Annotated in this window: 18 protein-coding genes; 9 read left to right on the top strand and 9 right to left on the bottom strand. The window is 72.0% G+C overall.

Going from position 1 to position 23,330, the window contains the following annotated elements; translation table 11 throughout:
• Nucleotide 1 precedes the first annotated feature (1 nt).
• Nucleotides 2-3,952, bottom strand: coding sequence for a type VII secretion protein EccCa (eccCa, locus tag OIE53_RS24005; protein WP_327023745.1), 3,951 nt, complete (start codon nt 3,950-3,952; stop codon nt 2-4).
• A gap of 100 nt (nt 3,953-4,052) precedes the next feature.
• Between eccCa and eccD the strand changes: the two genes are divergently transcribed.
• Nucleotides 4,053-5,450 carry a type VII secretion integral membrane protein EccD gene (gene eccD / locus OIE53_RS24010; RefSeq protein ID WP_327023746.1) on the top strand — a complete coding sequence of 466 codons (1,398 nt, stop codon included), beginning with the start codon at nt 4,053-4,055 and terminating at the stop codon, nt 5,448-5,450.
• Between the two features lie 31 nt (nt 5,451-5,481).
• Here the strand turns inward: eccD and OIE53_RS24015 are convergent, their stop codons facing one another.
• Nucleotides 5,482-5,988, bottom strand: coding sequence for an inorganic diphosphatase (locus OIE53_RS24015; RefSeq protein WP_327023747.1), 507 nt, complete (start codon nt 5,986-5,988; stop codon nt 5,482-5,484).
• Nucleotides 5,989-6,438: 450 nt separating this feature from the next.
• Between OIE53_RS24015 and dacB the strand changes: the two genes are divergently transcribed.
• Genes dacB through tilS form a run of 3 tightly spaced genes read left to right on the top strand, consistent with a single transcriptional unit; the run spans nt 6,439 to nt 9,977 of the window.
• Nucleotides 6,439-7,860, top strand: coding sequence for a D-alanyl-D-alanine carboxypeptidase/D-alanyl-D-alanine endopeptidase (gene dacB / locus OIE53_RS24020; protein WP_327027380.1), 1,422 nt, complete (start codon nt 6,439-6,441; stop codon nt 7,858-7,860).
• Between the two features lie 50 nt (nt 7,861-7,910).
• Complete coding sequence (locus OIE53_RS24025; protein ID WP_327023748.1) at nt 7,911-8,978, top strand: zinc-dependent metalloprotease; 1,068 nt, start codon at nt 7,911-7,913, stop codon at nt 8,976-8,978.
• Between the two features lie 9 nt (nt 8,979-8,987).
• Nucleotides 8,988-9,977 carry a tRNA lysidine(34) synthetase TilS gene (tilS, locus tag OIE53_RS24030; protein ID WP_327023749.1) on the top strand — a complete coding sequence of 330 codons (990 nt, stop codon included), beginning with the start codon at nt 8,988-8,990 and terminating at the stop codon, nt 9,975-9,977.
• 2 nt (nt 9,978-9,979) lie between these two features.
• Here the strand turns inward: tilS and OIE53_RS24035 are convergent, their stop codons facing one another.
• Nucleotides 9,980-10,942, bottom strand: coding sequence for a GlxA family transcriptional regulator (locus OIE53_RS24035; RefSeq protein WP_327023750.1), 963 nt, complete (start codon nt 10,940-10,942; stop codon nt 9,980-9,982).
• 151 nt (nt 10,943-11,093) lie between these two features.
• Here OIE53_RS24035 and OIE53_RS24040 point away from each other — a divergent pair, with 151 nt between their 5' ends.
• From OIE53_RS24040 to folE, 4 genes are all read left to right on the top strand, one after another.
• On the top strand, nt 11,094-11,231 hold the full coding sequence (locus OIE53_RS24040; RefSeq protein WP_327023751.1) for a hypothetical protein: 138 nt from the start codon (nt 11,094-11,096) through the stop codon (nt 11,229-11,231).
• A 98-nt stretch (nt 11,232-11,329) separates the two neighbouring features.
• Nucleotides 11,330-11,905: a hypoxanthine phosphoribosyltransferase gene (hpt, locus tag OIE53_RS24045; protein WP_327023752.1), complete on the top strand. Its 576-nt coding sequence runs from the start codon at nt 11,330-11,332 to the stop codon at nt 11,903-11,905.
• Nucleotides 11,906-12,233: 328 nt separating this feature from the next.
• Nucleotides 12,234-14,249, top strand: coding sequence for an ATP-dependent zinc metalloprotease FtsH (ftsH, locus tag OIE53_RS24050; RefSeq protein WP_327023753.1), 2,016 nt, complete (start codon nt 12,234-12,236; stop codon nt 14,247-14,249).
• Between the two features lie 38 nt (nt 14,250-14,287).
• Nucleotides 14,288-14,944: a GTP cyclohydrolase I FolE gene (folE, locus tag OIE53_RS24055; protein WP_327027381.1), complete on the top strand. Its 657-nt coding sequence runs from the start codon at nt 14,288-14,290 to the stop codon at nt 14,942-14,944.
• A 69-nt stretch (nt 14,945-15,013) separates the two neighbouring features.
• Here folE and OIE53_RS24060 read toward each other — a convergent pair whose 3' ends face one another.
• Together OIE53_RS24060 and OIE53_RS24065 are read right to left on the bottom strand one after the other, a co-directional pair.
• Entirely contained in the window at nt 15,014-15,730 is a 717-nt protein-coding gene (locus OIE53_RS24060) for a hypothetical protein (RefSeq protein WP_327023754.1), read from the bottom strand.
• A complete protein-coding gene (locus OIE53_RS24065; RefSeq protein WP_327023755.1) occupies nt 15,727-18,282 on the bottom strand; it encodes an FtsK/SpoIIIE domain-containing protein in 2,556 nt (851 codons plus the stop codon). Before OIE53_RS24065 ends, OIE53_RS24060 begins: the two co-directional genes overlap by 4 nt.
• Nucleotides 18,283-18,479: 197 nt before the next feature.
• On the opposite strand from OIE53_RS24065, the gene OIE53_RS24070 reads away from it, so the two are divergent.
• Nucleotides 18,480-19,037 carry a hypothetical protein gene (locus OIE53_RS24070; protein ID WP_327027382.1) on the top strand — a complete coding sequence of 186 codons (558 nt, stop codon included), beginning with the start codon at nt 18,480-18,482 and terminating at the stop codon, nt 19,035-19,037.
• A gap of 18 nt (nt 19,038-19,055) precedes the next feature.
• Here the strand turns inward: OIE53_RS24070 and OIE53_RS24075 are convergent, their stop codons facing one another.
• Genes OIE53_RS24075 through OIE53_RS24090 form a run of 4 tightly spaced genes read right to left on the bottom strand, consistent with a single transcriptional unit; the run spans nt 19,056 to nt 23,329 of the window.
• Entirely contained in the window at nt 19,056-19,655 is a 600-nt protein-coding gene (locus OIE53_RS24075; RefSeq protein WP_327023756.1) for a hypothetical protein, read from the bottom strand.
• 13 nt (nt 19,656-19,668) lie between these two features.
• A complete protein-coding gene (locus OIE53_RS24080; protein ID WP_327023757.1) occupies nt 19,669-20,838 on the bottom strand; it encodes a M23 family metallopeptidase in 1,170 nt (389 codons plus the stop codon).
• On the bottom strand, nt 20,835-21,392 hold the full coding sequence (locus OIE53_RS24085) for a hypothetical protein (protein ID WP_327023758.1): 558 nt from the start codon (nt 21,390-21,392) through the stop codon (nt 20,835-20,837). Before OIE53_RS24085 ends, OIE53_RS24080 begins: the two co-directional genes overlap by 4 nt.
• Nucleotides 21,389-23,329 carry an MFS transporter gene (locus tag OIE53_RS24090; RefSeq protein ID WP_327023759.1) on the bottom strand — a complete coding sequence of 647 codons (1,941 nt, stop codon included), beginning with the start codon at nt 23,327-23,329 and terminating at the stop codon, nt 21,389-21,391. Before OIE53_RS24090 ends, OIE53_RS24085 begins: the two co-directional genes overlap by 4 nt.
• Between the last annotated feature and the right edge of the window lies 1 nt (nt 23,330).

The raw sequence follows: 23,330 nt of genomic DNA on the forward strand, positions 1-23,330 counted from the left end.
GTCACTGCGGTGGCAGGTACGCCAACTGCACCAGGCGTACCCCCTCCCGTCGGGTGAACAGTCGGCCGCGTCCGGGCGGTAGCGGACCGGGTCGTACCGGGCCCACCAGGGCCCCCTCGTCCGGGCTGCCGGACATCACCAGGCCCGAGGTGGACAGTTCACGTAGCCGCTGGACGACCGGCTCGTACTGGGCCCGGCCGGCCCCGCCGCTACGGCGTACCAGCACCAGGTGCAGCCCCACGTCCCGGGCGTGCGGCAGATGCTCCTCAAGTGACCGCAGCGGGTTCGCCGGGCCGCTGGCCACCAGGTCGTAGTCGTCGACCAGCACGAACAGTTCCGGGCCGGACCACCAGGACCGCTCGCGCAACTGGGCCGCGTTGACCTCCGGGCCGGGGATGCGGCCCTGCATGTAGCCCGCGGCAGACTCCATCAGGTCGGTGGTGTGCGCGGCCGTGGTGCCGTACCCGATCAGGTGTGGTTCCTCGACCGCGCCGAGCAGGCTGCGCCGGTAGTCGACCAGGATCACCCGGGCCTGCTCCGGAGTGAACCGGGTGACGATCGTGGTGGCCAGGGCACGCAGGAAGGAGGACTTGCCGGACTCCGCGTCGCCGTAGACCACGAAGTGCGGTTCGGTGGCGAAGTCGAGTACGACCGGGCGCAGGTCCGCCTCGGCGATCCCGATCGGAATCCGCAGCCCGGTGGTGGTCTGGACATCCAGGTCCGGGTAGGGCAGCACCGCGGGCAGCAGCCGCACCCGGGGCGCGGTCGGCCCGGTCCAGGCTCCGCTGATCTGTTTGACCAGGGTGGCCGGATCCGCCTCGGTGGACTGGGGCAGGGCGGTGAGGAAGTGCAGACCGGCGGCGGTGATGCCCCGCCCCGGCGTCTGCTCGGGCACGTCCGCCGCGGCCCGCCGGGCGACCAGGGAGTCGGAGGGGTCACCCAGGCGCAACTCCAACCGGGAGCCGAACAGGTCCCGGATCGCGGGGCGGAAATCCAACCAACGCACCGCGGTCGCCACGACGTGCAGACCGTACGACAGACCCCGGGTGGCCAGGTCGGTGATCAGGGGTTCCAGGTCGTCGTACTCGCCGCGCAGGGTCGCCCAGCCGTCGACGACGAGGAAGACCTCCCCGAAGGGATCGTCCTGCGGGGTCCCGGTGGTCAGGTGGGCGGCGCGTCGCCGCCGCCAGGCGCTGATCGACTCGATGCCGGACTCCGCGAAGGCCCGCTCCCGGTCGGCCAGCAGGGTGGCCATCTCGCCCACCGTCCGGCGTACCCCGGTCGGGTCGGCCCGGCCGACCACCCCACCGACATGCGGCAGGTCGCGTACCGCCGCCAACCCGCCACCGCCGAAGTCCAGGCAGTAGACCTGCACCTCGGCCGGGGTGTGGGTGAGCGCCAGGGCGCAGATCAGGGTACGCAGGGCGGTGGACTTGCCGCTCTGGGTGCCGCCGACCACGGCCACATGGCCGGCCGCCCCGTCCAGGGACAGCCAGAACAGGTCCCGGCGCTGCTCGTACGGCTTGTCCACCACGGCCACCGGCACCTGGAGGGCACCGTGCAACTCCGGATTGCCGAAGGTCAGGCCCCGCACGGGGTCGACCGTCAGCGGCCCGACCAGCTCGTCCAGGGTGGGGGCGCCCTCCAGCGGGGGCAGCCACACCTGGTGGGCCGGCGGCCCCTGCCCGGCCAACCGGCCGATCAGCAGGTCGAGCAGGGTCTGCCCGGTCTCCTCCTCCGGCTCGGCGGTGATGGCCGGGGTGGGGGCCGGGGCGGCGGGGGTGAAATGGGTGGAGAAGGCGAGCAGCCGGGGCCGGTCCGGGCCGGCCGCCGAAGCCGAGACCCCCCGCCTACGCACCGGCCCGGAGACGTACGCGGCCTTGAAGCGCAGCAGCGGCTCGGTGCCGAACCGCAGGTACCCGTGCCCGGGGGAGCGGGGCAGTTCGTGGGCGTCCGGCACCCCCAGCACGGTGCGCGACTCCAGCGAGGAAAACGTACGCAGACCGATCCGGTACGACAGGTGGGTGTCCAGCCCGCGCAGTCGCCCCTCCTCCAGGCGCTGGCTGGCCAGCAGCAGGTGCACCCCCAGGGACCGCCCCAACCGGCCGATCTGGACGAAGAGGTCGATGAAGTCGGGCTTGGCGGAGAGCAGCTCGGAGAACTCGTCACAGATCAACAGCAGGGAGGGCAGGGGGGCCAGCGGACTGCCGGCCGCCCGGGCCCGCTCGTAGTCACGCAGGCTGGCGAAGTTGCCGGCCCGGCGCAGCAGCTCCTGTCGGCGGACCAGTTCCCCGTTGATCGCGTCGACCATGCGGTCGACCAGCGGCAGGGCGTCCGCCAGGTTGGTGATCACCGCTGCGGTGTGCGGCAGCCGGTCGAAGGAGGCGAAGGTGGCCCCGCCCTTGAAGTCCACGAGCACGAAGTTGAGCTGCTCGGAGGAGTGGGTGGCGGCCAGCCCGAGCACCAGGGTACGCAGCAGTTCGGACTTGCCGGAGCCGGTGGCGCCGATGAGCAGCCCGTGCGGGCCCATGCCGTCCTGCGCCGACTCCTTCAGGTCCAGCTCGATCGCGCCGCCGTCGACGCCGACCCCGATCGGCACCCGCAGCCGCCCGCGCGCCGACCGGGCAGCCCAGCCCTGCTCGACGGTGAAGCCGGTCGGGTCACCCAGGCCCAGCAACTCCGGCAGACCCGGTTCGACACCGGGCACCGCCTCCGTACCGCCGGTGGCGGTGGCCAGCCGCAGCGGTGCCAGCCGACGGGCCACCGCCTCGGCCTCGGCGACGCTCAGGGCGTCCGGGGTGCCGACCTCGGCGGCCTCCTCGATCGAGTGGGAGTGCAGGCGCCCTTCGTGCAGCTCCAGCAGCAGGGTGAACCGATCGAGCAGTCGGGGTGGTGGGGTGTCCAGATCGATCAGGGTGACCCCGTCGATGCCGCCGTCGCCGGCCAGTTCGGTGGCCCCGGTCAGGTCGCCGCCGTCCAGCACGACCACCAGGTGGGGCCCGTCCGTGGTGGGCCCGGCCGGACTGAACCGGGGGCGGTTGACCAGCACCTCGTCGAGCAGCCGCTCCAACTCCACGGCTGAGCTGGTGACCAGGCGTACCGGGCCCAGGGCGTCGCTGCGGGTCGGGTGCCGGGCGTGCGGCAGCCACTTGGTCCACTCCCAGTGGCTGCGGCGCTCCGGCCCGGCGCAGACGGCGATGAGCAGCTCGTCCGGGGCGTGGAACACCGCCAGTTGGGTGAGCATCGCCCGGACCAGGGCCTGGGCGGACGGCGAACCGGTGGGGGTGGACGGCAGGCCCCGGACGAACACCCGGGCGAAGCTGCGCAGGGACAGCGCCACCGGCAGGTCCGGCACCACGGAGTACGCGTCGAGGAACCGGCGCAGCGCGCCGGCGGTCATCGGCTCCAGCTCCTCCAACGGGCGGGTCACCGGCGGGACCAGGGGGGTGGCCAGGGTCTGCGGCCCGACCGCGACCCGCACCACGGCGAAGTCCGCGTCGGTGGGCCGGCGCTCCCACACCCGATGGCTGTCCACGGTCGACCAGAGCAGGGCCGGGTCCGGGTGCCGGTAACAGAGCCCGGCCCGCTGACTCGTCGCGGCCTGCCGCACCTGTCGCCGCAGGGTGGCCAGGTGTCGCAGGTACTCCCGCCGGGCCGCCATCATCTCGGACTTCCTGGGGCTGCCCGAGGCGCTGCCCCAGGAGGTGACCAGCATGGCCAGGGAGGAGAGCCCGAACATGGCCCCCACCACGTACGAGTAGGCCCCACCGCCCCGGCCGAACATCATCGCCATGGCCACCGTGCCGCCCAGCATCGGCAGCGCCATCAGCATCTGGTGCCACCGCCCACCGGTGACCGCGGGGATCTCCGGTGGCGCCTCGACCGGCAGCTCACCCACCGGGATCTGCGGTGCCGGACGCCGGGGTGGCCGCCGGATGACGACAGTGGACACTCGACCTCCTGACCGCGCTCGGTAACCCGAAGCTGGCTCATCGTAGGTAAAGTCCTCCCGATCGCGCAGCCGTCACCCCGCTGAAAATGGAGGTCGGTCGATGACAGTCGGGCTGACCCGGATCACCGTCAGCACCGCACAGCGCCGGGTCGACGTGGCCCTGCCGGAACACGTCCCCCTGGCCGACCTGCTGCCGGAGGTGCTGCGACACGCCGGGGACGGGCTGGCCGACGACGGGGAACGCCACGGCGGATGGCTGCTGCGGCGGGCCGACGGCAGCGCGCTGACCGCCGGGCAGGCCCTGCTGGCCCAGGGCGTCCGCGACGGTGAGCTGCTGCACCTGGTGCCGGCCAGCACCCAGTGGCCGGAACTGGAGTACGACGACGTCGTGGAAGCGATCGCCGAGGGTGCCCGCCGTCGCGGTGGTGCCTGGTCGCCCGAGGCCACCCGGGCCGCAGCCCTGGGCGGGTCGGCTGTCCCGCTAGCCGTCGGGCTGCTCGCCCTCCTGGCCGGCGGCCCACGACAGCCGGCCGGTTGGCTGGCGGCGACCCTGCTGGCGACCCTGCTGCTGTTGGCGGGCATGGTGCTGTCCCGGGCTCAGGGAGACGGCCCCGCCGGGGCCACCCTGGGTGGGTACGCCCTGCCCTTCGCGGCGGCGGCCGGTGCCCTGGCCGTCGGCTCGGGCGACCCGGTCGGCCCGTTTCGCCCGCTGCCCTGGATCGGTGCCCCGGAACTGCTGGCCGCCTCGGTGACCCTGCTGCTGGCCTCGGTGCTGGGTCTGGTCGGGGTGGCCACCCGGTTACGGATCTTCGTGGCCGGGGTGGTGCTCGGTGCGGTCGGGACACCGGTCGCCCTGGCTGGCCTGTGGCTGACCCCGGCCGGAGCCGCGGCCGTGCTGCTCTGCGTGCTGGCCTTCGGGATCGGGGCCATCCCGCTGCTGGCCATCCGGCTGGGCAAGGTTCCGTTGCCGCCGATCACCCTGCCCACCGGCGCCCCGAACGACCCGGACCGGGTCCGGGACCTGCCCGACCGCAGCCGGGTGTACGCGGCGGTGGCGCGCACCGAGGAGATGCTCACCGGTCTGCTGATCGGGCACGCTCTGCTGGCGGCGACCGCCGCGCTGGTGCTCAGCGGCTCCGGCACGGCCGGTCGGCTGCTCGTCGCGGTGAGCGCGGCCGTGCTGCTGCTGCGGGCCCGACTGTTCGTGGCGGTACGCCACCGGGTGCCGCCCGTGCTCGCCGGGCTGGCCGGGTACCTGCTGCTCGGCCTGGATCTGGCCGGCACGGCGGGGCGGAACGGTCAACTGGTCCTGGCCGCCGCCGGGCTGCTGATCGCCCTGCTGGTCGTGGCCGGTGGCACCACGTACGCCCGCCGCCCGGTCTCCCCGTACCTGGGTCGGCTGGCCGACCTCAGCGACACCCTGCTGGTGGTCTCCGTGGTGCCGATCACCTGCGCCGTGCTCGGCCTCTACGAACAAGCCCGGGGACTGCTCGGCTAGAGCGGTCCCCGGGCTGTGCGAAAGCCGTGGGTCAGTGCGCGGACTCGCCGCTCTCGGCGGCCTTCTGGGCCCGCCGGTACGAGGCCCGGATCTCGGCCTCGGCCTCGGTACGCCCCACCCAGGTCGCACCCTCGACCGACTTGCCCGGCTCCAGGTCCTTGTACACCTCGAAGAAGTGCTGGATCTCCAGGCGGTCGAACTCGCCGAGGTGGTGGATGTCGCGCAGGTGCTCCTGCCGCGGGTCCTCGTAGGGCACGCAGAGGACCTTGTCGTCGCCGCCCTTCTCGTCCGTCATCCGGAACATGCCGATGGTGCGGCAGCGGATGAGGCAGCCCGGGAAGGTGGGCTCGGGCACCAGCACCAAGGCGTCCAGCGGGTCGCCGTCCTCGCCCAGGGTGCCCTCGATGAAGCCGTAGTCGGCCGGGTACTGGGTGGAGGTGAAGAGGGTGCGGTCCAGCCTGATCCGGCCGGTCACGTGGTCCACCTCGTACTTGTTGCGGTGACCTTTCGGGATCTCAACCGTGACGTCGAAATCCATCTGCACGCTCCTCGTTCGCCCACGCTGGCTTGACGGAACCGGCGGCAGCACCCCCGGACAGGCGAATACCTGCCCATCGACTCCGACCGCCGCATAGTCTTCGGACCGAAGTAGTGTCACCCAGGCCGGGTTACGGGTGTGGAGGAGGGGGTCGTGGGGAGGGAAGATTCACACTATCGACCCGAGGGCGCGGGTGAGGGTGATTCCGCCCAGCCGACTCCGAAACCAGCTACCGGCCGGGTGCCGGTGCCCGAGGCGCAGATTCTCCGACCCCAGGCGGCCCCTGACGCCCCGGCCGAGCGGGAGCGGGCGGAACAGACCCAGCCCCTGACGGTCGGCGCGGGCACCTCTACGCCGGCCGGTCCACCCCCGTCGAATCCCACCGGCGGCGGTGGGTCGCCCGATCCCGTCGGCGTACCCCCCGAGCAGCCCCGACCGGCGCGGCGCCGGCTGCCCATCCTGCTGGCCGCCGTGCTGGTCCTGGTGCTGGCCCTGGTGGGGCTGGTCGTGGTGCGTCCCGGTCCGATCGAGGGGTGGTTGGCCGATGAGCCGACCGCCGCCGAGACCCTGCCGGTGGAGCCGTCGCCGAACGCCGTGCTGGCGGCCACCGACATCGGCGCGCCGCTGCCGGACGCCGGCCGGCTGCGGACCGTGCTGGCCCCGCTGATCGCCGACCCCGCCCTGGGCGGCCGGGTCCACGTGTCGGTGACGGACGCCCTGACCGGGCAGCAGTTGTTCGAGCGCGGTGGCGGTACGGGGACCGTGCCGGCCTCGGTGACGAAGCTGCTGACCGCGGTGACCGTACTCACCGCCCGCGGCCCCGGGTACCGGATCCCGACGAAGGTCGTCGCGGGCGCCGAACCGGGAGAGGTGGTGCTCGTCGGCGGCGGCGACCCCACCCTGGCGGCCGGTGCCAAGGGCTTCTATCCCGGCGCGGCCAGCCTGAAGGACCTCGCCGAGCAGGTGCGGACCGCGCTGGGCGGCACCGCGCCGACCCGGGTGCTGGTCGACTCCTCGCTCTATTCCGGCCCACGGCTGGAGCCGGGTTGGGACGAGGACATCCCCACCGGCGGATACGGCGCCCAGATGACGGCGTTGATGCTCGACGGGGCGCGTAAGGATCCGAAGGCCGGCGAGGGCTGGGCCGAGCGGGTAACCCAGCCGGAACTCGTCGCCGGGCGGACCTTCGCCCGGCTGCTGGGGGTGCCGGAGAGCGCGGTGCGCAGCGGCACCGCCCCGGCCGCGCCGCCGGAGACGACCGGGGCCACCGAGGCGACCGGGGCCACCGGCCCGGGCGCCGAGCTGGGGGTGGTGCATTCCCCGCCCCTGATCCGGCTGGTCGACATCATGATCAGCGACAGTGACAACATCCTCGGCGAGGCCCTGGCCCGCCAGGTGGCCCTGGCCCGGGGGCTTCCGGCGTCCTTCGCCGGTGCCGCCTCGGCGATGACCGAGGTGGTGTCCGACCTGGGCCTGCCGACCGAGGGGCTGGCCCTGGCCGACGGCAGCGGCCTGTCCCGGCGGAACCTGATCAGCCCCACCCTGCTGACCGAGCTGTTGGCGCTGGCGGCCAGCCCGGACCGCCCCGAGCTGGGCGGCATCTTCGGTGGACTCCCGGTCGGCGGCTGGTCCGGCACCCTGCGCGACCGGTACGGCTCGGTGCCCGGTACGGCCGCCGGGGCCGGGACGGTCCGGGCCAAGACCGGCACCCTGACCGGGGTGCACGCCATCGCCGGGGTGGTGACCACGGCCGAGGGCAGGCCACTCACCTTCGCCGTACTCACCGATCGGGTTCCGGCCGACGGGATGGAACCGGCCCGGGGGGCCCTGGACCGGATCGCGGCCGCCCTGGCCACCTGCGGCTGCCGCTGACCGCCGTCGAGGGCGTGGACTGCTGTCCCGGCGCGGGTACGGTGGGTGGCATGGCGCAGTTCGTGGACTGGGATCTGGCCGTCGCGACCGCGGGGGCCCTGGGCAAGACCGGCCCCCGGGTGTCGTACGACGAGGCCACCGAGGTGGTCGCCGACCTGCGCCGGTTGACCGACGAAGCGGCCGGGCACGTGGCCGACTACACCGGGCTCACCTCGCAGGTGGCCCACCCGCCGGTGCGGGTGGTCGACCGGCGGGACTGGGCCGCCACCAACATCGCCGGCCTGCGTGAGGTGATCACCCCGCTGGTCGGTCGGCTGGCCCCGGAGAAGCAGCCCGGCGCGCTGACCGAGGCGGTCGGCTCCCGGGTCACCGGGGTGCAGGCGGGCACCGTGCTGGCGTACCTGTCCGGCCGGGTGCTCGGCCAGTACGAGGTCTTCTCGGCCGACCCGGGCCAGTTGCTGCTGGTAGCGCCGAACATCGTCGAGGTGGAGCGCAAGCTGCAGGCCGACCCTCGCGACTTCCGGCTCTGGGTCTGCCTGCACGAGGTGACCCACCGGACGCAGTTCACCGCGGTGCCGTGGATGCGGGGCTACTTCCTCGGCGAGGTGCAGGCCTTCGTGGACGCCTCGCAGGGCGGTGAGCACCTGCTCGACCGGCTGCGCCGGGGGGTGGGCACCCTGGCCGACGTGGTGCGCAACCCGCAGAGCCGCTCCAGTGTGCTGGACATCGTGCAGACCCCCGGGCAGCGGGCGGTGCTGGACCGGTTGACGGCGCTGATGACCCTGTTGGAGGGGCACGCCGAGTTCGTGATGGACGGGGTCGGCCCGCAGGTCATCCCGAGTGTCGAGCGGATCCGAGCCGGGTTCAACCGGCGCCGGGAGGCCGGCAACCCGATGGAGAAGGCCGTCCGCCGGTTGATCGGCATGGACGTCAAGATGCGGCAGTACGCCGAGGGTCGCACCTTCGTGCACGCGGTGGTCGAGCGGGTAGGCATGGCCGGTTTCAACCGGATCTTCGAGTCCCCACTGACCCTGCCCCGGCTGACCGAACTGAGCGACCCGGCGGCCTGGGTGGCGCGGGTACACGGCCCGGTCGGGCCGGTGCCGCCGGCAGTCTGAGCGATGCCGATGGCCGCGATCTTTCCGCCGGTCGCCGCGATCCGGGTCGCGGTGCGTCGCGCGTTGGCCGACCTGCCGGCGGAGGGACCGGTGCTGGTCGCCTGTTCCGGGGGCGCCGACTCGCTGGCTCTGGCCGCCGCCGCCGCGTTCGTGGCACCCCGGGTGGGGCACGTCGCCGGGCTGGTGACGGTGGATCACGGTCTGCAGACCGGGTCGGCCGAGCGGGCCCAGACGGTGGCCCGCTGGGCCGAACAGGCCGGCCTGTCGCCGGTGGAGGTGATCCGGGTGGAGGTCGCCGGCCGGGGCGGAGGGCCCGAGGCGGCCGCCCGTGAGGCCCGCTACCAGGCCCTCGTCGAGGTGGCCAGGCGTCATCGGGCCGCCGCCCTGCTCACCGGGCACACCCGTGACGACCAGGCCGAGACGGTGCTGCTGGCGCTGGCCAGGGGGGCGGGTCCCCGCGGGTTGGCGGGCATGCCGCCGCGCCGGGAGTTGGCCGGGGTGCCCCTGGTCCGGCCCCTGCTGGAGATCAGCCGTGGGCAGACCCGGTCGGCCTGCACGGCACTGCGCCTGACCCCGTGGGAGGACCCGCACAACGTCGACCCCGCGTACGCCCGATCCCGGGTGCGGGCCGACCTGGTGCCGGCGCTGGTCCAGGCCCTGGGTCCCGGTGTGATCGACAACCTGGCCCGCACCGCGCGGCTGGTGGCGGCGGACAACGCCGTACTGGACGAGTTGGCCGGTGCGGCGCTGCTCTCCGCCCGGCATCCCGACGGCGGGCTGGCCGTCAAGACCCTGGTCGACCTGGCCGGGGCGGTACGCGGCCGGGTGCTGCGTACCTGGGCCCACGAGTTGGGGGCCTCGCCGGCCGCGCTGTCGCACCGGCACATCGCCGCCCTGGACGCCCTGGTCACCGGCTGGCGGGGCCAGGGGGCGGCCTACCTGCCCGGAGGACTGCGGGTGGTCCGCCGGGCCGACCGGCTGTTGCCGGTGCTCGGCTGAGCTCAACCGGCGGGGACCCGGTCGCGGAAGGTGATTCGGTAGGCGTTCGGGGTGGCACCCACCCGACGGGTGAAGTGGTGGCGCAGGGCGGCGGCGTTACCGAAGCCGGCCCGGTCGGCCACCTCGTCCACGGTCAGCCCGGTCTCCTCCAACAGCCGACGGGCCAGCAGGATCCGCTGGTTGGTCAGCCAGTCGTGTGGGGTGGTGCCGGTCTCGGCCCGGAACCGGCGGGCGAAGGTACGCGGCGCCATGCCGGCCCGGGCGGCCAGCTCGTCGACGGTCACCTGCCGGTCCAGCCGCCCGATCAGCCACTGCAACACCGGCTCCAGGGTGGAGGCCTGCGGCACCTTGGCGATCGGGGTCTCGACGTACTGGGACTGCCCGCCGTCGCGGTGCGGGGGTACGACCATCCGCCGGGCCAGCCGGGTGGCGGCGGCCGAGCCGTGCTCCTGGCGTACCAGATGCAGGCTGGCGTCGATGCCGGCGGCGGTGCCCGCGCTGGTGAGCAGCCGACCGTCCTGGACGTAGAGGGAGTTGCAGCGGACCCGGGCCTGCGGGTGTCGGCGTTGCAGCTCCTCGACGTGCCGCCAGTGGGTCGTGCACTCCCGGCCGTCCAGCAGACCCGCCTCACCCAGCAGGTACGCCCCCGTGCAGACGCTGAACAGGTACGCCCCCCGATCGGCGGCCCGGCGTAGCGCCTCGTGCACCTGCCGGGGCGCGGCGGTGTCGCAGTGGTGGGCGGGGACCGCCACCAGGTCCGCCCGCTCGATCGGGCCCAGGTCGGCGTTGGGCATCAGGTGGAAGCCGGCGGAGGTGCGCACGGTGGCGGCCTGCGGGCTGCACACCTCGAAGCGGTAGCCGGGCAGGTCGTCCGCGGTGCGGTCGGTGCCGAACACCTCCGCGAGTACCCCCAGCTCGAACGGGGCCACCCCATCCAGCACGAGTACGGCCACCGAACGCAGCATGTGACGAGGGTAACCGCGCTACTGGCGGAAAATCGAGGGGGAGTGGCATTCCTGCCACTGTCGGGCCGGTAAGCGGACGCGCAGACTCAGAGGTGCCCGGTGCGCACCCGGCGGCGAAAACACCACCAATCGCAGGAAAGTGAGCGCCGCCATGGAGTTCCTCTTCGTCCTGTTCCTCCTGCTCGTTCTCGCCGTGGCCTCGGCCGCCGGCCTGACCGCCGACAGCCGCGACTGCGCCGACTGGAAGCCCACCGATGGTGGTCGTCGATGGAGATCACGCACCAGCTGAGGCGATTGGCAGCTTCTGCCGGAAATCCGGGCGCGGGCCGTTCCACAAAGGGGCGGCCCCGCCGACGATCCACCCACGGCGTACGGCAGGCTAGGGTCATGGCTGACGGCTCCTGGTACGACGCCGACATCGACCACGTGATCATTTCCGAGGCGCAGATCCGCGAGAAGACCGCGGAACTGGCCAAGCAGGTCTCCGCGGACTACGCCCACGTCACCGACGGGCTGCTGCTCGTCTGCGTGCTCAAGGGTGCGGTCATGTTCATGGCCGACTTCGCCCGGGCGCTGGGCCGGGAGGGCCCGCCCGCGGAGTTGGACTTCATGGCCATCTCCTCGTACGGGCAGGGCACCACCTCCTCCGGGGTGGTGCGCATCCTGAAGGACCTGGACCGGGACATCGCCGGGCGGCACGTCGTCGTGGTCGAGGACATCGTCGACTCCGGGCTGACCCTCTCCTGGCTGCTGCGCTACCTGGAGTCCCGGTCGGCGGCCAGTGTCGAGGTGGTGGCGCTGTTCCGTAAGCCGGAGGCGGTCAAGGTGACCGTGCCGGTCAAGTACGTGGGCTTCGACATCCCGACCGCCTTCGTCGTCGGATACGGTCTCGACTTCGGGGAGCGCTACCGCGAGCTGCCCTACGTCGGTGTCCTCAAGCCGGAGGTGTACGCCCGCAGCTGACCGGCTGGCGGGCGATTCCGCTCGCCCTTCTCGGGTGACGTACAGCCGCCTTTCAGGTGCTCGGGCTACCGTTGAGCACGGTGGTGGGGAGCCCCGCTCCCGACCACGCCGGTCGACTCCCGGGTTCGCCGTGCGCGTAAGTGCTGGGCTCGCCAGCTCACATCCGTCTCGCACGGTGTACCGTCGAATGACCGTGGCGCGGCAATTCGCGCCTCGGGGTCGAGGCCGGCCCGCACGGCGGCTACGGCAGCCGCCCCGGCGGCGACACCCAACAGTCGGTCAGGACGTCGATCAGGAGGATGCGGGCGTCTCGGCGCTCGACAAAAGCATGGAACGTACGCGTTTCTTCCGCCGACCGGTGTTCTGGGTCATCCTGGTCATCCTCGGCGCCGTCGTGCTCAGTCAGTTGTTCACCTCTGGTCCCAGCTACCACCGGGTGGACACGTCAGTCGCGCTCGACCAGCTCAACAAGGGCGGCATCGAGAAGGTCGTGTTCCAGGACAAGGAACAGACGATCCAGCTCGAGCTGGCCGAGGAGGCCGAGTTCGGCAAGACCACCACCAAGCTGATCGAGGCCCAGTTCCCGTACGAGGTCGGCAACGAGGTCTGGAACCAGGTCCTCGACGCCAAGGCGAACAATCGGGTCACCGGGCCGGCCGACACCGAGGTGTCGTCCGACAGCATCTGGGTCAGCCTGCTGGTAAACCTGCTGCCCATCGTGCTGCTCGTGCTGCTGCTGCTGTTCTTCATGTCGCAGATGCAGGGCGGCGGCTCCCGAGTGCTCAACTTCGGCAAGTCCAAGGCGAAGATGATCACCAAGGACACGCCGAAGACCACCTTCGCCGACGTGGCCGGTGCCGAGGAAGCCGTCGAGGAACTGCACGAGATCAAGGACTTCCTGCAGAACCCGGGCAAGTACCAGGCCCTCGGCGCCAAGATCCCGAAGGGCGTACTGCTGTTCGGCCCGCCCGGTACCGGTAAGACCCTGCTCGCCCGAGCGGTCGCCGGCGAGGCCGGGGTGCCCTTCTACTCGATCTCCGGCTCCGACTTCGTGGAGATGTTCGTCGGTGTCGGCGCCAGCCGGGTCCGTGACCTCTTCGAGCAGGCCAAGGCGAACGCCCCGGCGATCGTCTTCGTCGACGAGATCGACGCCGTCGGTCGGCACCGTGGTGCCGGCATGGGCGGTGGCCACGACGAACGTGAGCAGACCCTCAACCAGCTGCTCGTGGAGATGGACGGCTTCGACGTCAAGGGCGGGGTCATCCTGATCGCCGCGACCAACCGGCCGGACATCCTAGACCCGGCGCTGCTGCGTCCGGGGCGGTTCGACCGGCAGATCCCGGTGGACGCCCCCGACATGGAGGGCCGCAAGGCCATCCTGCGGGTGCACGCCAAGGGCAAGCCCTTCACCCCGGATGTCGACCTCGACTCGGTGGCGAAGCGGACCCCGGGCTTCAGCGGTGCCGATCTGGCCAACGTGATCAACGAAGCCGCCCTGCTGACCGCCCGGAAGGACCAGCGGGCGATCAGCAACGAGTCGCTGGAGGAGTCCATCGACCGGGTCATCGCCGGCCCGCAGCGGCGTACCCGGGTGATGAGCGACCAGGAAAAGAAGATCACCGCGTACCACGAGGGTGGGCACGCCCTGGTCGCCTGGGCCCTGCCGCACGCCGCGCCGGTGCACAAGGTGACGATCCTGTCGCGTGGTCGCTCCCTGGGCCACACCCTGGTGCTGCCCACGGAGGACAAGTACACCCAGACCCGGGCCGAGATGATCGACACCCTGGCGTACGCCCTGGGTGGCCGGGCCGCCGAGGAACTCGTCTTCCACGAGCCCACCACCGGGGCCGGCAACGACATCGAGAAGGCCACCGCACTGGCCCGGGCGATGATCACCCAGTACGGCATGAGCTCCAAGCTCGGTGCGATCAAGTACGGCACCAGCGGTGACGAGCCGTTCCTGGGCCGCAACATGGGCCACGAGCGGGACTACTCCGACGCCGTCGCCGCCGAGATCGACGGCGAGATGCGGGCCCTGATCGAACTGGCCCACGACGAGGCCTGGGAGATCCTGGTCGAGTACCGGGACGTCCTGGACAACATCGTGCTAGAGCTGATGGAGAAGGAGACCCTCTCCACGGCCGACATGGCCCGGATCTGCGCCCGGGTGGTCAAGCGGCCCCCGATGGCCCCCTACAACGGCTTCGGCAAGCGTCAGCCCTCCACCGAACCGCCGGTACTCACCCCGGCGGAGAAGGAGGCGCTCAAGATCCAGGCCGAGGCGGACGGGGCGCAGGCCACCGTCGGCAGCCCGAACTCGAACAACTCGGACGGCCCACACTGAGCACCAACGACCCGGCGGCCAGTCCCTCGCAGCGAGGGCTGGCCGCCTCCTCTACCGAACCCGACGACCTCGACTACATCGCCGCTCGGCTGATCAACGGTCGGCTGACCGGACGCCCGGTCGAGGAGATCGTCGACCTGGCCCGCATCGAGAAGGCGGTCCGCGAGATCCTGATCGCGGTCGGCGAGAATCCCGACCGGGACGGCCTCCAGCAGACCCCGGCCCGGGTGGCCCGCGCGTACGCCGAGCTTTTCGCCGGTCTGCGGGTGGACCCGGCCACGGTGCTCACCACCACCTTCGAGGCCAACCACGAGGAACTCGTGCTGGTCCGGGACATCGACGTGATGAGCCTCTGCGAGCACCACCTGCTGCCCTTCCGGGGCAGCGCGCACATCGGCTACATCCCCGGCCCGGACGGGCGGATCACCGGCCTGTCCAAGCTGGCCCGCCTGGTCGAGGTGTACGCCCGTCGCCCGCAGGTGCAGGAACGGCTCACCTCGCAGATCGCCGACCTGCTGATGGATCGGCTCGCCCCGCGAGGGGTGGTGGTCGTGCTGGAATGCGAACACATGTGCATGGCCATGCGCGGCATCCAGAAGTCCGGCGCCATGACCATCACCTCGGCGGTACGTGGCACCCTCCAGCGGGACGCCAAGTCCCGCGCCGAGGCGATGGCACTGATCCACCCCCGCTGACTCCCCTGGACGGCTGCCCGCCCGCCGGTCAGCCGCCCAGGCGGAACCGGGTTTGGCAAGTGGCGTCGGTCAGGTGGCCAGCATGGCCAGGAGGATTCCGGCGGTGGCCACCACCGCCGGAATCAGGCAGGTCAGCGCGCCGAAGCGCGGAGTCCGTTCCACCCGCTGCCCGGGATGGGACGGAAACAGCCGCCCCACCGCCAGCCAACCCGCGCCGAAGGCGACGGCCGGGCCAGGCAGCCCCACCACCAGGGCCAGGATGGTCACCGGGCCGGTGCCGGCAGCCAGATAGATCGCGATCAGCAGCAGCGGAACCAGCAGCCCCAGGGGCCCGTACACCAGCAGGTTGCGCGGGCGGGGCGGCCAGTGCGCCACCCGCGACAGCCCCCGCGCGGCGAGGATGTCGTCGACCCCGTACGCCCGCCGCCGGGCCTCCCGCAACGCGGCCAGCACCGCCCCCGGCCCGCCCGACATCGACCGGGTGGCCTCGGACAGTTCCGGTGGGGTCGGTTTCAGCGAGATCAGCGGTACGCCCTGCTCACAGAGCTGGGCCTCCTGCGCGGCCAGGTGGGTACGCACCGCGACCAACTCGTCCCGCGCCGCCTGGACGGTACGCGCCTGCTCACTAGCGGCGATCGCCGCGTCGCGGCGTACCCCGTCCAGTTGACGGGCGGCGGTCAGGTAGTCCGACCACGCGGCCGACAGGGCGTCCCCCGGCTCGGGCGGGGTGGTCGTCCGCTGCCGACCGGGGCGTACGGCGGTGGTCTCCGCCTCGCTGATCGTCATGGTTGTTCCCCGTCCTCCGGCAGGTCGTACGGCACCAGCACGACTCCCCGCTCATCGGGGCCGTCCCAGAGCACCACCCGATCCCGGCGGGGCCGCCACTCCACCGGCCGGCCGAAGACCGGCGTGAGCTGGGCACCCGGTACCCCCGCCACCGCCACCGCGGTCAACTTGTCGACCGTCTCCTCGGCCTCGATGAGGGCCGCGAACGAGGGCACCGTACGCCACCAGCCCAGCAGATGCTGCCCGGTCGGTGGGCCCTCCCGCAGCAACATCCGTAGCCGGGCCGGCGGCAACTGCTCGGCAGGTGCCACATCCAGCCCGAACACCACCAGGTAGGCCGCCGCCCCGGCATCCAGCACGGTCACCAACCCGGCCAGGTCGACCCTCTCGACCGGATGTCTGGCGGCCAACTCGGCGGCCAGGGCGTCGGCCGTCGGCTGAGCCTCGGGGTCCGGTACGGCGATCACGAACCGGGCCGTCCCCGGTGGATGGTGGGCTGCGGTACTCCGGGCCGCCATGGCCAGCAGGCGACTGCCCTCGGGTCGGGGACCCAGCACCGCCAGGTTGCGTCCGGCAGCCGGGCCCAGCGGCACCGCTGCGGTGGTACGCGCGACATCCACCGCCCGACCCAACAGCGCCGCCGGTGCCAACGCCCGACCGGCCAGGGCGGACCGGTAACGGGGATCATTGCCCAGCAGCGGACGGGCGTACCCCGCGAAGACCACCGGGGCGGCGGCACCCTCCGGACGGGCCGCCCAGAGCCGGTGCCGTAGCCCCGCCACGACCTCCGGCTCATCCTGCGGATCAGGGAACCGGACCATCCGCTCGTGCCCCCGGATCGCCCCCCGAGGCCCACCCAGGCCACCGGCGGTGTTGACCACCGCGCTGCCGGCCGGCAACCCGGCCGCAGAGTCATTCGTAGGCTCCAACACCGCCCCGCCGCCAGGCAGGGCCACCCGGACCGGGAACTGGCCGAGCAGGGAATCCCGCTGCCCGGGCTCATTGCGTACCCCCAGGCCCAGATCAGCCTCACCGGCGAGAACCAGGTGTACGCCGTGCAGCCGGCCGGTCCTGGCCAACACGTCCAGCCGGGCCAGGGTGTCGGTGGTCAGTCGATCCCGCTCGGTGAGGAGCAGCGGCAGATTGTCCACCACGCACACGATCCGGGGCAGCCGATGATGCTGCCGCAACTCGGCGAAGCGTTGCCCACCCGCCCGGGCCGCAACCCCGGCGCGTCGCTGCACCTCGGCGATGAGCTGCTCGAACAGGTCGAGCAGGTACTCCCGGTCGGCGGCCATCGCCGCCGCCCGCACCTGCGGGATCCAGGACCGGTCGCGGTCGGTCTGCAGGAACTCCGCGAAGGACTCACCCTCGCCGAGGTCGGCCAGGTACAACGACAACTCGTTCGGGCCGTACCGAGCGGCCAGGCCGAGTAGCGCGGTGGTCAGGAAGGTCGACCGGCAGGCCCGCGACCGACCACTGACCAGCCAGTGTGGCGTCAACTCGGTAAAACCCAGCGGCACGGCTCGGCCACCGGCGTCCCCGACGCTGGTGCTCAGCCCCTCAGTCGAGTCCGCCTGCCACAGGTCCTCCTCCGCCGAGGGCAACAGGCTGGCCAGGGACAGTCGGGTGCCGGCCTCGATCTGCGCGGCGAGTCGCCGACACACCGCCTCCACCAGTTCGGTCGGTGGGTCCGCCTCGACGAACACCGGGGAGTTCAACCCGCCCTCGGAGCCCGCCGCCGCGAAGGTGGCCCCAGGCACATCGCCCAGCAGCGCATAAGCGGTCCGCATCGCCAGGGGAGTCGCCCCCGGCAGCGGAGCACGGTCCTCAGTCGGCCAGCCCGCCACCACCAGGTGCAACCCTGCGGTCGGCCCCTGCTCGGCCAGGAACTCGATCCGGGAAAGATCCTCGCCGTGGATCCCCTCGGGCAGCCCGGCGAGCACCACCAGCAGCAGTCGCTCATGCCGGCGTGGCCCGGCCGAGCCGGGCGTCACCCACCGCTCCGCCTCGTCGAGCAGGGTGCGTAGCCCGGCCAGGTCCGTGGCAGGCGGCGACAGCAACCCGGCATCGCCCAGGGCCCGGAAGGCGGCCAACACCTCGCCGGTCGCATCCATCGCCCGCACCAGCAGGGTCCCCGCCGGGGTAGCCGCCACCAACCGCAGCACCAACGCTCGCAGCAGCCCGGCCACCCGAGGATCCTGCGCGTCGGCGTCCACAGTCAGGTGACCGGCACCCAGCAGCGGAACCAGAGCGGGGAAGCGTGCATCGTCCAGCGGCGCGGCGGTGCCCACCCGGACGAAGGGCGGCGGAGCATCCCCGGCGCGGGTCGTCGACTCGATGCTGTCCAGCGCCTCGCCGGCCCACCCCGGCGCCAGTACGGCCGCAGCGGTACGCAACCGTTCGGCCAGCGCGTACTGACGACGTTGGTCGGCTGGGGCCGGACGGGTGTCGTCGAGACTGGCAGCGGCAGCCGCCACCGTCGCGGCGGCCCGGCGGTGCAACGCGGCGGCGCGGAGCGCCCGTGACTTCGGTCCGCCCACCGGCTCCACCTCCTCCGCCCGAGGTCGGCACCCCCTCGTCGAGCAGGACGACGGTATCCCAGCCGCAGCCGGACCTCGGGGACGCGTGGCGGTGCTGCGTCGGTGTTGTCGTGAATCTCACCGGTCGGCAGTGATCCGTCACGATCTGCTGAATCTGGGGCATTGGGTCCGCAGCCTCCAGCCGATAGCCTCAGGGGGTGGAATCAGTGCCGCCCCCCGCCGGTTCCCAGGTCTCCCGCGTACCGGCGCAACGGACCCCGCCAGAGGAACTGGCGCCGCCCTCCGTCGCGCCAGCGCCACAGCAGCCACGCCGACGGGTCCGGACGGTGCTGACGGTGGTCGCCGGGGTGCTCGCGGCGCTGTGTCTGGGCGGCGGCGTAGTCGGCTACCTCGTCTACGACCGCGCCACCGCCCCTGACCGCAGCGCACCCGACGTGGTGGTGGACAACTACCTGCGCGCGTTCCTGGTCGACCGAAACGACGTGCGCGCCAACCTCTTCGTCTGCGAGGGCAAATCGGATCTGAATGATCTAAATCAGCTAAGAACCGATCTGGTAGTACGCGAAGATCGATTCGGAACTGACTTAACCGTCACTTGGGGGCCGCTTCAGGAGACTCGGGCCGGCGAACAAGCGGTCGTGCGCGTAGATCTCACCTTCTCTGCTCAGGTTGATGGCATCCGGCAGACAGATCGCCAGTCATGGAGCTTCGATCTACAGTTGAGCGACGACTGGCGGGTCTGCTCCGCAGAACAGCGGGGTTGATCCGCAGAACGCCCTCCGCTATTCAAGCCACAACAGATGCACGGGGACCTCCAGCGTGGTCGGTGACTGGCCGCGCCAGGCCCAGCGGTACCACTCCATCTCAGGTGCGACCCGTACGCAGATGTCGCCCTCGGCGCCGGAGTAGGTCTCCGTCACCGCGCGAAGGTCGCGCTGCTCAATGGAGCCCACCATGTGCACCACCCGGCGTCCGATGGCCGAATCCGCCTCGAAGACCGGTGTCGGCGGCCGGTGCGCCGGCGCGTCCAGCGAGACCAGCCGGAAGCCGCCACCTTCTGTGATCGCGGGGGTGGCCGGTGGGCCGACGGTCTCTACCCAGACCCGTTCGATGGGTACCAGCGGGGCGAAGACCTCCACCTGGTCTGACTCGGCCCGGTACCACTCGTGTTCGGGGATGACCGGCACGTAGGTGCGGCTGTTCTGCACCACCTTCTCGTCAGCCCGCAGGTCACCTCGCCAGCCGAAGCCGGGCAACCCCACCAGCACCCGTCTCCCGCGCAGGTCCACTCGGCCGGCGGCCGGGACGATCTCGATGGGCCGGGGGGGTTGCGGTGCCCAGTCCGGCTGGTCGGCGAACGGGTCCGGTAATGGCTCGGTCATGACGGGAACGAGGCTACTCCGCGCCCTTGAGTGGGGCGCCCTTCGACCGCATGAACGGCACCGGGTCGATCGCGCTGTGGCTGCTTCGGTCGCCGTCGGTGTGTACCTCGAAGTGCAGGTGCGGGCCGGAGGAGTTGCCGCTGCTGCCCACCTCACCGATCACCTGACCTGCCTCCACGGTCTCCCCTACGGCGACCCTGGGCCGACTGACCATGTGGCAGTAGCGGGTGACGATGCCCTGTGCGTGCAGGACGTCGACGAACCAGCCGCAGCCGCCCTTGTCCGGCCAACCGTCCACGTCACAGCTGAGCCTGCCCCTGCGGTCCGGGTCGCAGCGCGAGACCAGGACCCGGCCGGTGGCCGCTACCCGAATGAGGGTGCCCTTCGGGGCGGCGATGTCCACCCCGTTGTGGCCGGGCCGGCTGGCGGTGCGGAATCCGGAACCGACACCGCCCGGAATCGGGGCGGTCCAGCCGGAGGCGGCGATGTCGCCCGCCGAGGCCGCGTCGCACACCTCCTGCCCGGCGATCAACGCCGTCCGGGCCGCACCGCCGGCCAGCGCGTCCACGATCCGGGCGGCGATCTCCTCGTGCTTGGCGTAGGCGTCCGGGAAGGCACTGATCTGCACGCGTTGGGCGGCCACGGTGAGCGGCAGCTTCTGCCAGTCGGGCACGTCCACGAGCTTCTCGTAGAACTTGCGGGAGGCGTACTCGGGATTCATCCGCTGCCGCACGGAGCCCCAGGAGGCACGTTGCTGAAACAGCCCGACCGAGTCGTGGTCGGCGCCGATGCCCTCGTGGGGGATGTCCTGAGACTCGGCGACGGTGCGGTTGGCCAGGTTCAGCAGGCGGGACTCCTGCATCGCGGTGGCCACCGCGATCACCCAGCCGCGCGCCGGCACCTTCATCTCCTGACCGACCTTGATGATGACGGCCGCGTTACGGAGCTGGCGTTCCCCGTACTGCGGGATCCGGGGCATCTTGCCGGTCACGTCGACCGTGAAGTCTCCGGTGCATTCCAGGCTCGCCGGGGTGATCTGCTCGGCCGCCTCGCCGCCCAACTCGGTCAGGAAGAAGGCGCCGGCGCCGCCGGTACAACACAGGAACGCCAGGGTCGCGGTCAGTGCGGCAGCCAGGGCGCCCACCCGCACCGGTCGGCGACGGGGCGTACTCGGGTCGGTCATGATCGCTCCCAGTCCACGGCATCCACCAGCCACCGCCCCTGCGGTGCCACCAGTTCGAGACGCAGCCGTCCGGTGTCGAGGGCGATCATCGCCTCCACGAAGGTCTCGCTGCGCGGCCGGATGGTCACCTCGTTCGTCAGCTGACCCGACGGCACCCTGGCCGGATCGGCTCCGGCCAGCTTGTCCATCAGGTCGGCGGTGGACAGCGGCCGCAGTCCCTCGTGCCACTCCTCGACGGTCAGACCGGGTTTGCCGAGCCAGGCCACCACGAAGCGCTCCGCTACCTGTTCCGGTTCGGCCTCGCCCGGGGCAGTCTTCGGAGTCGGTGTGCTGGTGGTCGAGATCGCACCGTCGTCACCCGTGGTCGGATGCACCGTGGTGATCGGCTCGGCCGGACGGTTGCTCAAACCGGTCGTCGGATCTCCCGGGCCGGCTACCAGCCTGGCCGCCCCGACCACGCCGAGCACCAGTATGGCGATGCCCAGGGCGACCCCCAGCCGGGAGCGCAGCAGCCGGGTTACCAGGAATTCGATGGCCCGCCGCACTGCGGTCACCGGGCCTCGGAGCGGATCCGGGGCGCCGTCTTCTCCGGTGCCTTCTCGGACGACCCCGGACGGTAGATGGCGAAGGAGGGGTTCTCCTCGGGTACGTCCGGCTCGGTCCAGGAGGCCGGCTGCCGACGTCGGGGCCGGGGTGCGACCGGTCGGGTCTCCGGCCGCTGCTGCTCCTCGGTGGTTCCCCGCCCGGCGCCGGTCTTGTGACCCTCCGGACGTTCTTGGGTGGGTGGCGCGCCGGTCGGTACCGGGTCCGGGCGGGCCTCCGGCCGCACCCTGGGTTGTTCCGTCCCTAGGGCGCGGCGCCGTCCCACCGTGGGCTCGGCGGTGCCGCCGGGCTCGGCGACGTCGAGCCGGGCCGCGGTACGCATGTCTCGGAAGAACCGCCGATGCCAGGAACCGGCCGAGCTGACCGCCTCGCTGCTGTCCTTGCCGCCGAGTTGGGTTATGCGTCGATACGGGCGCAACAGCAACCAGCCCACCACGCCGCACAGCCAGACCAGCACCACCTGCAGCCAGCCGGGCAGGGTGGGGGTGCTCATGATGAGGTCCACCGCGAAGAGGTAGATCGCCGCACCGGTTCCGAAGATCGCGATGTTGAAGAGCGCGGCCACCACCGCGTTGCCCAGCCGCCGCAGACCGGCGCTGGCCGGTCGGAGCAGGCCGATCGTGCCCAGGATCGGCGCGGCGATCACCGCCCACCGGAAGACCAGGAAGCCCAGCAGCACTAGCAGGGAGGCGGTCAGATCGAACATCGCGAAGAGCAGAGCGGCCAGCACCGCGATGAAGCCCGCACCCACCCGGTCCATGTCCCGGACACCCTGCAGGTACTCGTAGGCCTCCGGGTCCTCCCGCTCGATCTGGGCGGCCACCGTCATCCACTGCTGCTTCTTCGCGTTGATCGTGGCTTCGCGGGTACGAGGATTGGCCCGGATCTTCTCCGCCTCCTCCCACGACAGCGACTTGGCGTCGTAGAGTGCGGCACCGTACTTGCGGGCGGTCTCGCTGTCGGCCGAGCCGAGCACCCCCCGCAGCCAGTTCCGGTAGAGCATGCCCTCGGTGGCGGTGTCGCTGGCCCGCACCGCCGGCGGGCGCTTGTCCGTACAGGCATCCGGGTTGGGCATCGCACACCGGTCGGGCGGCACGTCCTTGGTCGCCGGGCCGACGGCGTCGTGTACGACCCCGAGGGTGGAGATGAGCGCACCGTCGGCCAGGTTGGCGGACTTGACCGGCCAGGCGGCCAAGGCGGTGATCGCCACCATCACCACCAACGCCCAGCCCGCCGTGGTCATCGCGCTGCTCATGTCCGACTGGCGTGAGCGCCAGAGCAGGTAGAGACCGACCACGCAGAGGGTGACTATGCCGAAGACGCTGAACACCTTCTGGTAGATCGCCTTGGTGGCCTGGTCCACCAGAGGGTCGGCCCAGCCCCACATCGTCCCGGGGTCCCAGGCACGCTCCCGCAGCGCGTTCGAGGCGCCGATGATCGCCGTGGCGATCATGAACTCCCCGTTGGCGATGGTGTTGGTGAACTTGTAGTCCGGGTGCAGCAGCGTGGTCGCGCAGCCGGTATCGATCTTGTAGGTGGTGTAGCTGTACCCGGCGTAGCCGTAGTCGCTGTAGTAGCCCTTGGGGCCGGGGAGCTTGGCCGCCTCCGGCCGGGCGGCGAACCAGCCGGCGATGCCGGAGTCCGGGGCGGTAGGGGTCGGGGGATTCAGGCAGGTCGCCTCGCTCTCCGCGACCTGCTGGAGCTTGCTGACGCAGGCGCGGAAGTCGGCCTGCCATTCCTCCGTGGTGCAGAGGTCGGTGGGGGCCTGGTACGCGACCGGGGCGGCGTACGCGGGTGTGGCGGTGAGCCCTGGCCAGCTGATCGTGGCCACGGCGAGTACGCCGAGTGCCAGGAGGAGCGCCGCGATCCGAGTCCGGGCCCTCGCCATG

Source organism: Micromonospora sp. NBC_01739 (assembly GCF_035920385.1).
Taxonomy (GTDB): domain Bacteria; phylum Actinomycetota; class Actinomycetes; order Mycobacteriales; family Micromonosporaceae; genus Micromonospora.

Coding starts and splice junctions, on each gene's coding strand:
- hpt (WP_327023752.1), top strand. CDS start 11,330: ATGGCTGACGGCTCCTGGTACGACGCCGACATCGACCACGTGATCATT.
- OIE53_RS24040 (WP_327023751.1), top strand. CDS start 11,094: ATGGAGTTCCTCTTCGTCCTGTTCCTCCTGCTCGTTCTCGCCGTGGCC.
- eccD (WP_327023746.1), top strand. CDS start 4,053: ATGACAGTCGGGCTGACCCGGATCACCGTCAGCACCGCACAGCGCCGG.
- tilS (WP_327023749.1), top strand. CDS start 8,988: ATGGCCGCGATCTTTCCGCCGGTCGCCGCGATCCGGGTCGCGGTGCGT.
- OIE53_RS24015 (WP_327023747.1), bottom strand. CDS start 5,988: ATGGATTTCGACGTCACGGTTGAGATCCCGAAAGGTCACCGCAACAAG.
- OIE53_RS24035 (WP_327023750.1), bottom strand. CDS start 10,942: ATGCTGCGTTCGGTGGCCGTACTCGTGCTGGATGGGGTGGCCCCGTTC.
- OIE53_RS24075 (WP_327023756.1), bottom strand. CDS start 19,655: ATGACCGAGCCATTACCGGACCCGTTCGCCGACCAGCCGGACTGGGCA.
- OIE53_RS24080 (WP_327023757.1), bottom strand. CDS start 20,838: ATGACCGACCCGAGTACGCCCCGTCGCCGACCGGTGCGGGTGGGCGCC.
- OIE53_RS24090 (WP_327023759.1), bottom strand. CDS start 23,329: ATGGCGAGGGCCCGGACTCGGATCGCGGCGCTCCTCCTGGCACTCGGC.
- ftsH (WP_327023753.1), top strand. CDS start 12,234: ATGGAACGTACGCGTTTCTTCCGCCGACCGGTGTTCTGGGTCATCCTG.
- OIE53_RS24025 (WP_327023748.1), top strand. CDS start 7,911: ATGGCGCAGTTCGTGGACTGGGATCTGGCCGTCGCGACCGCGGGGGCC.
- OIE53_RS24060 (WP_327023754.1), bottom strand. CDS start 15,730: ATGACGATCAGCGAGGCGGAGACCACCGCCGTACGCCCCGGTCGGCAG.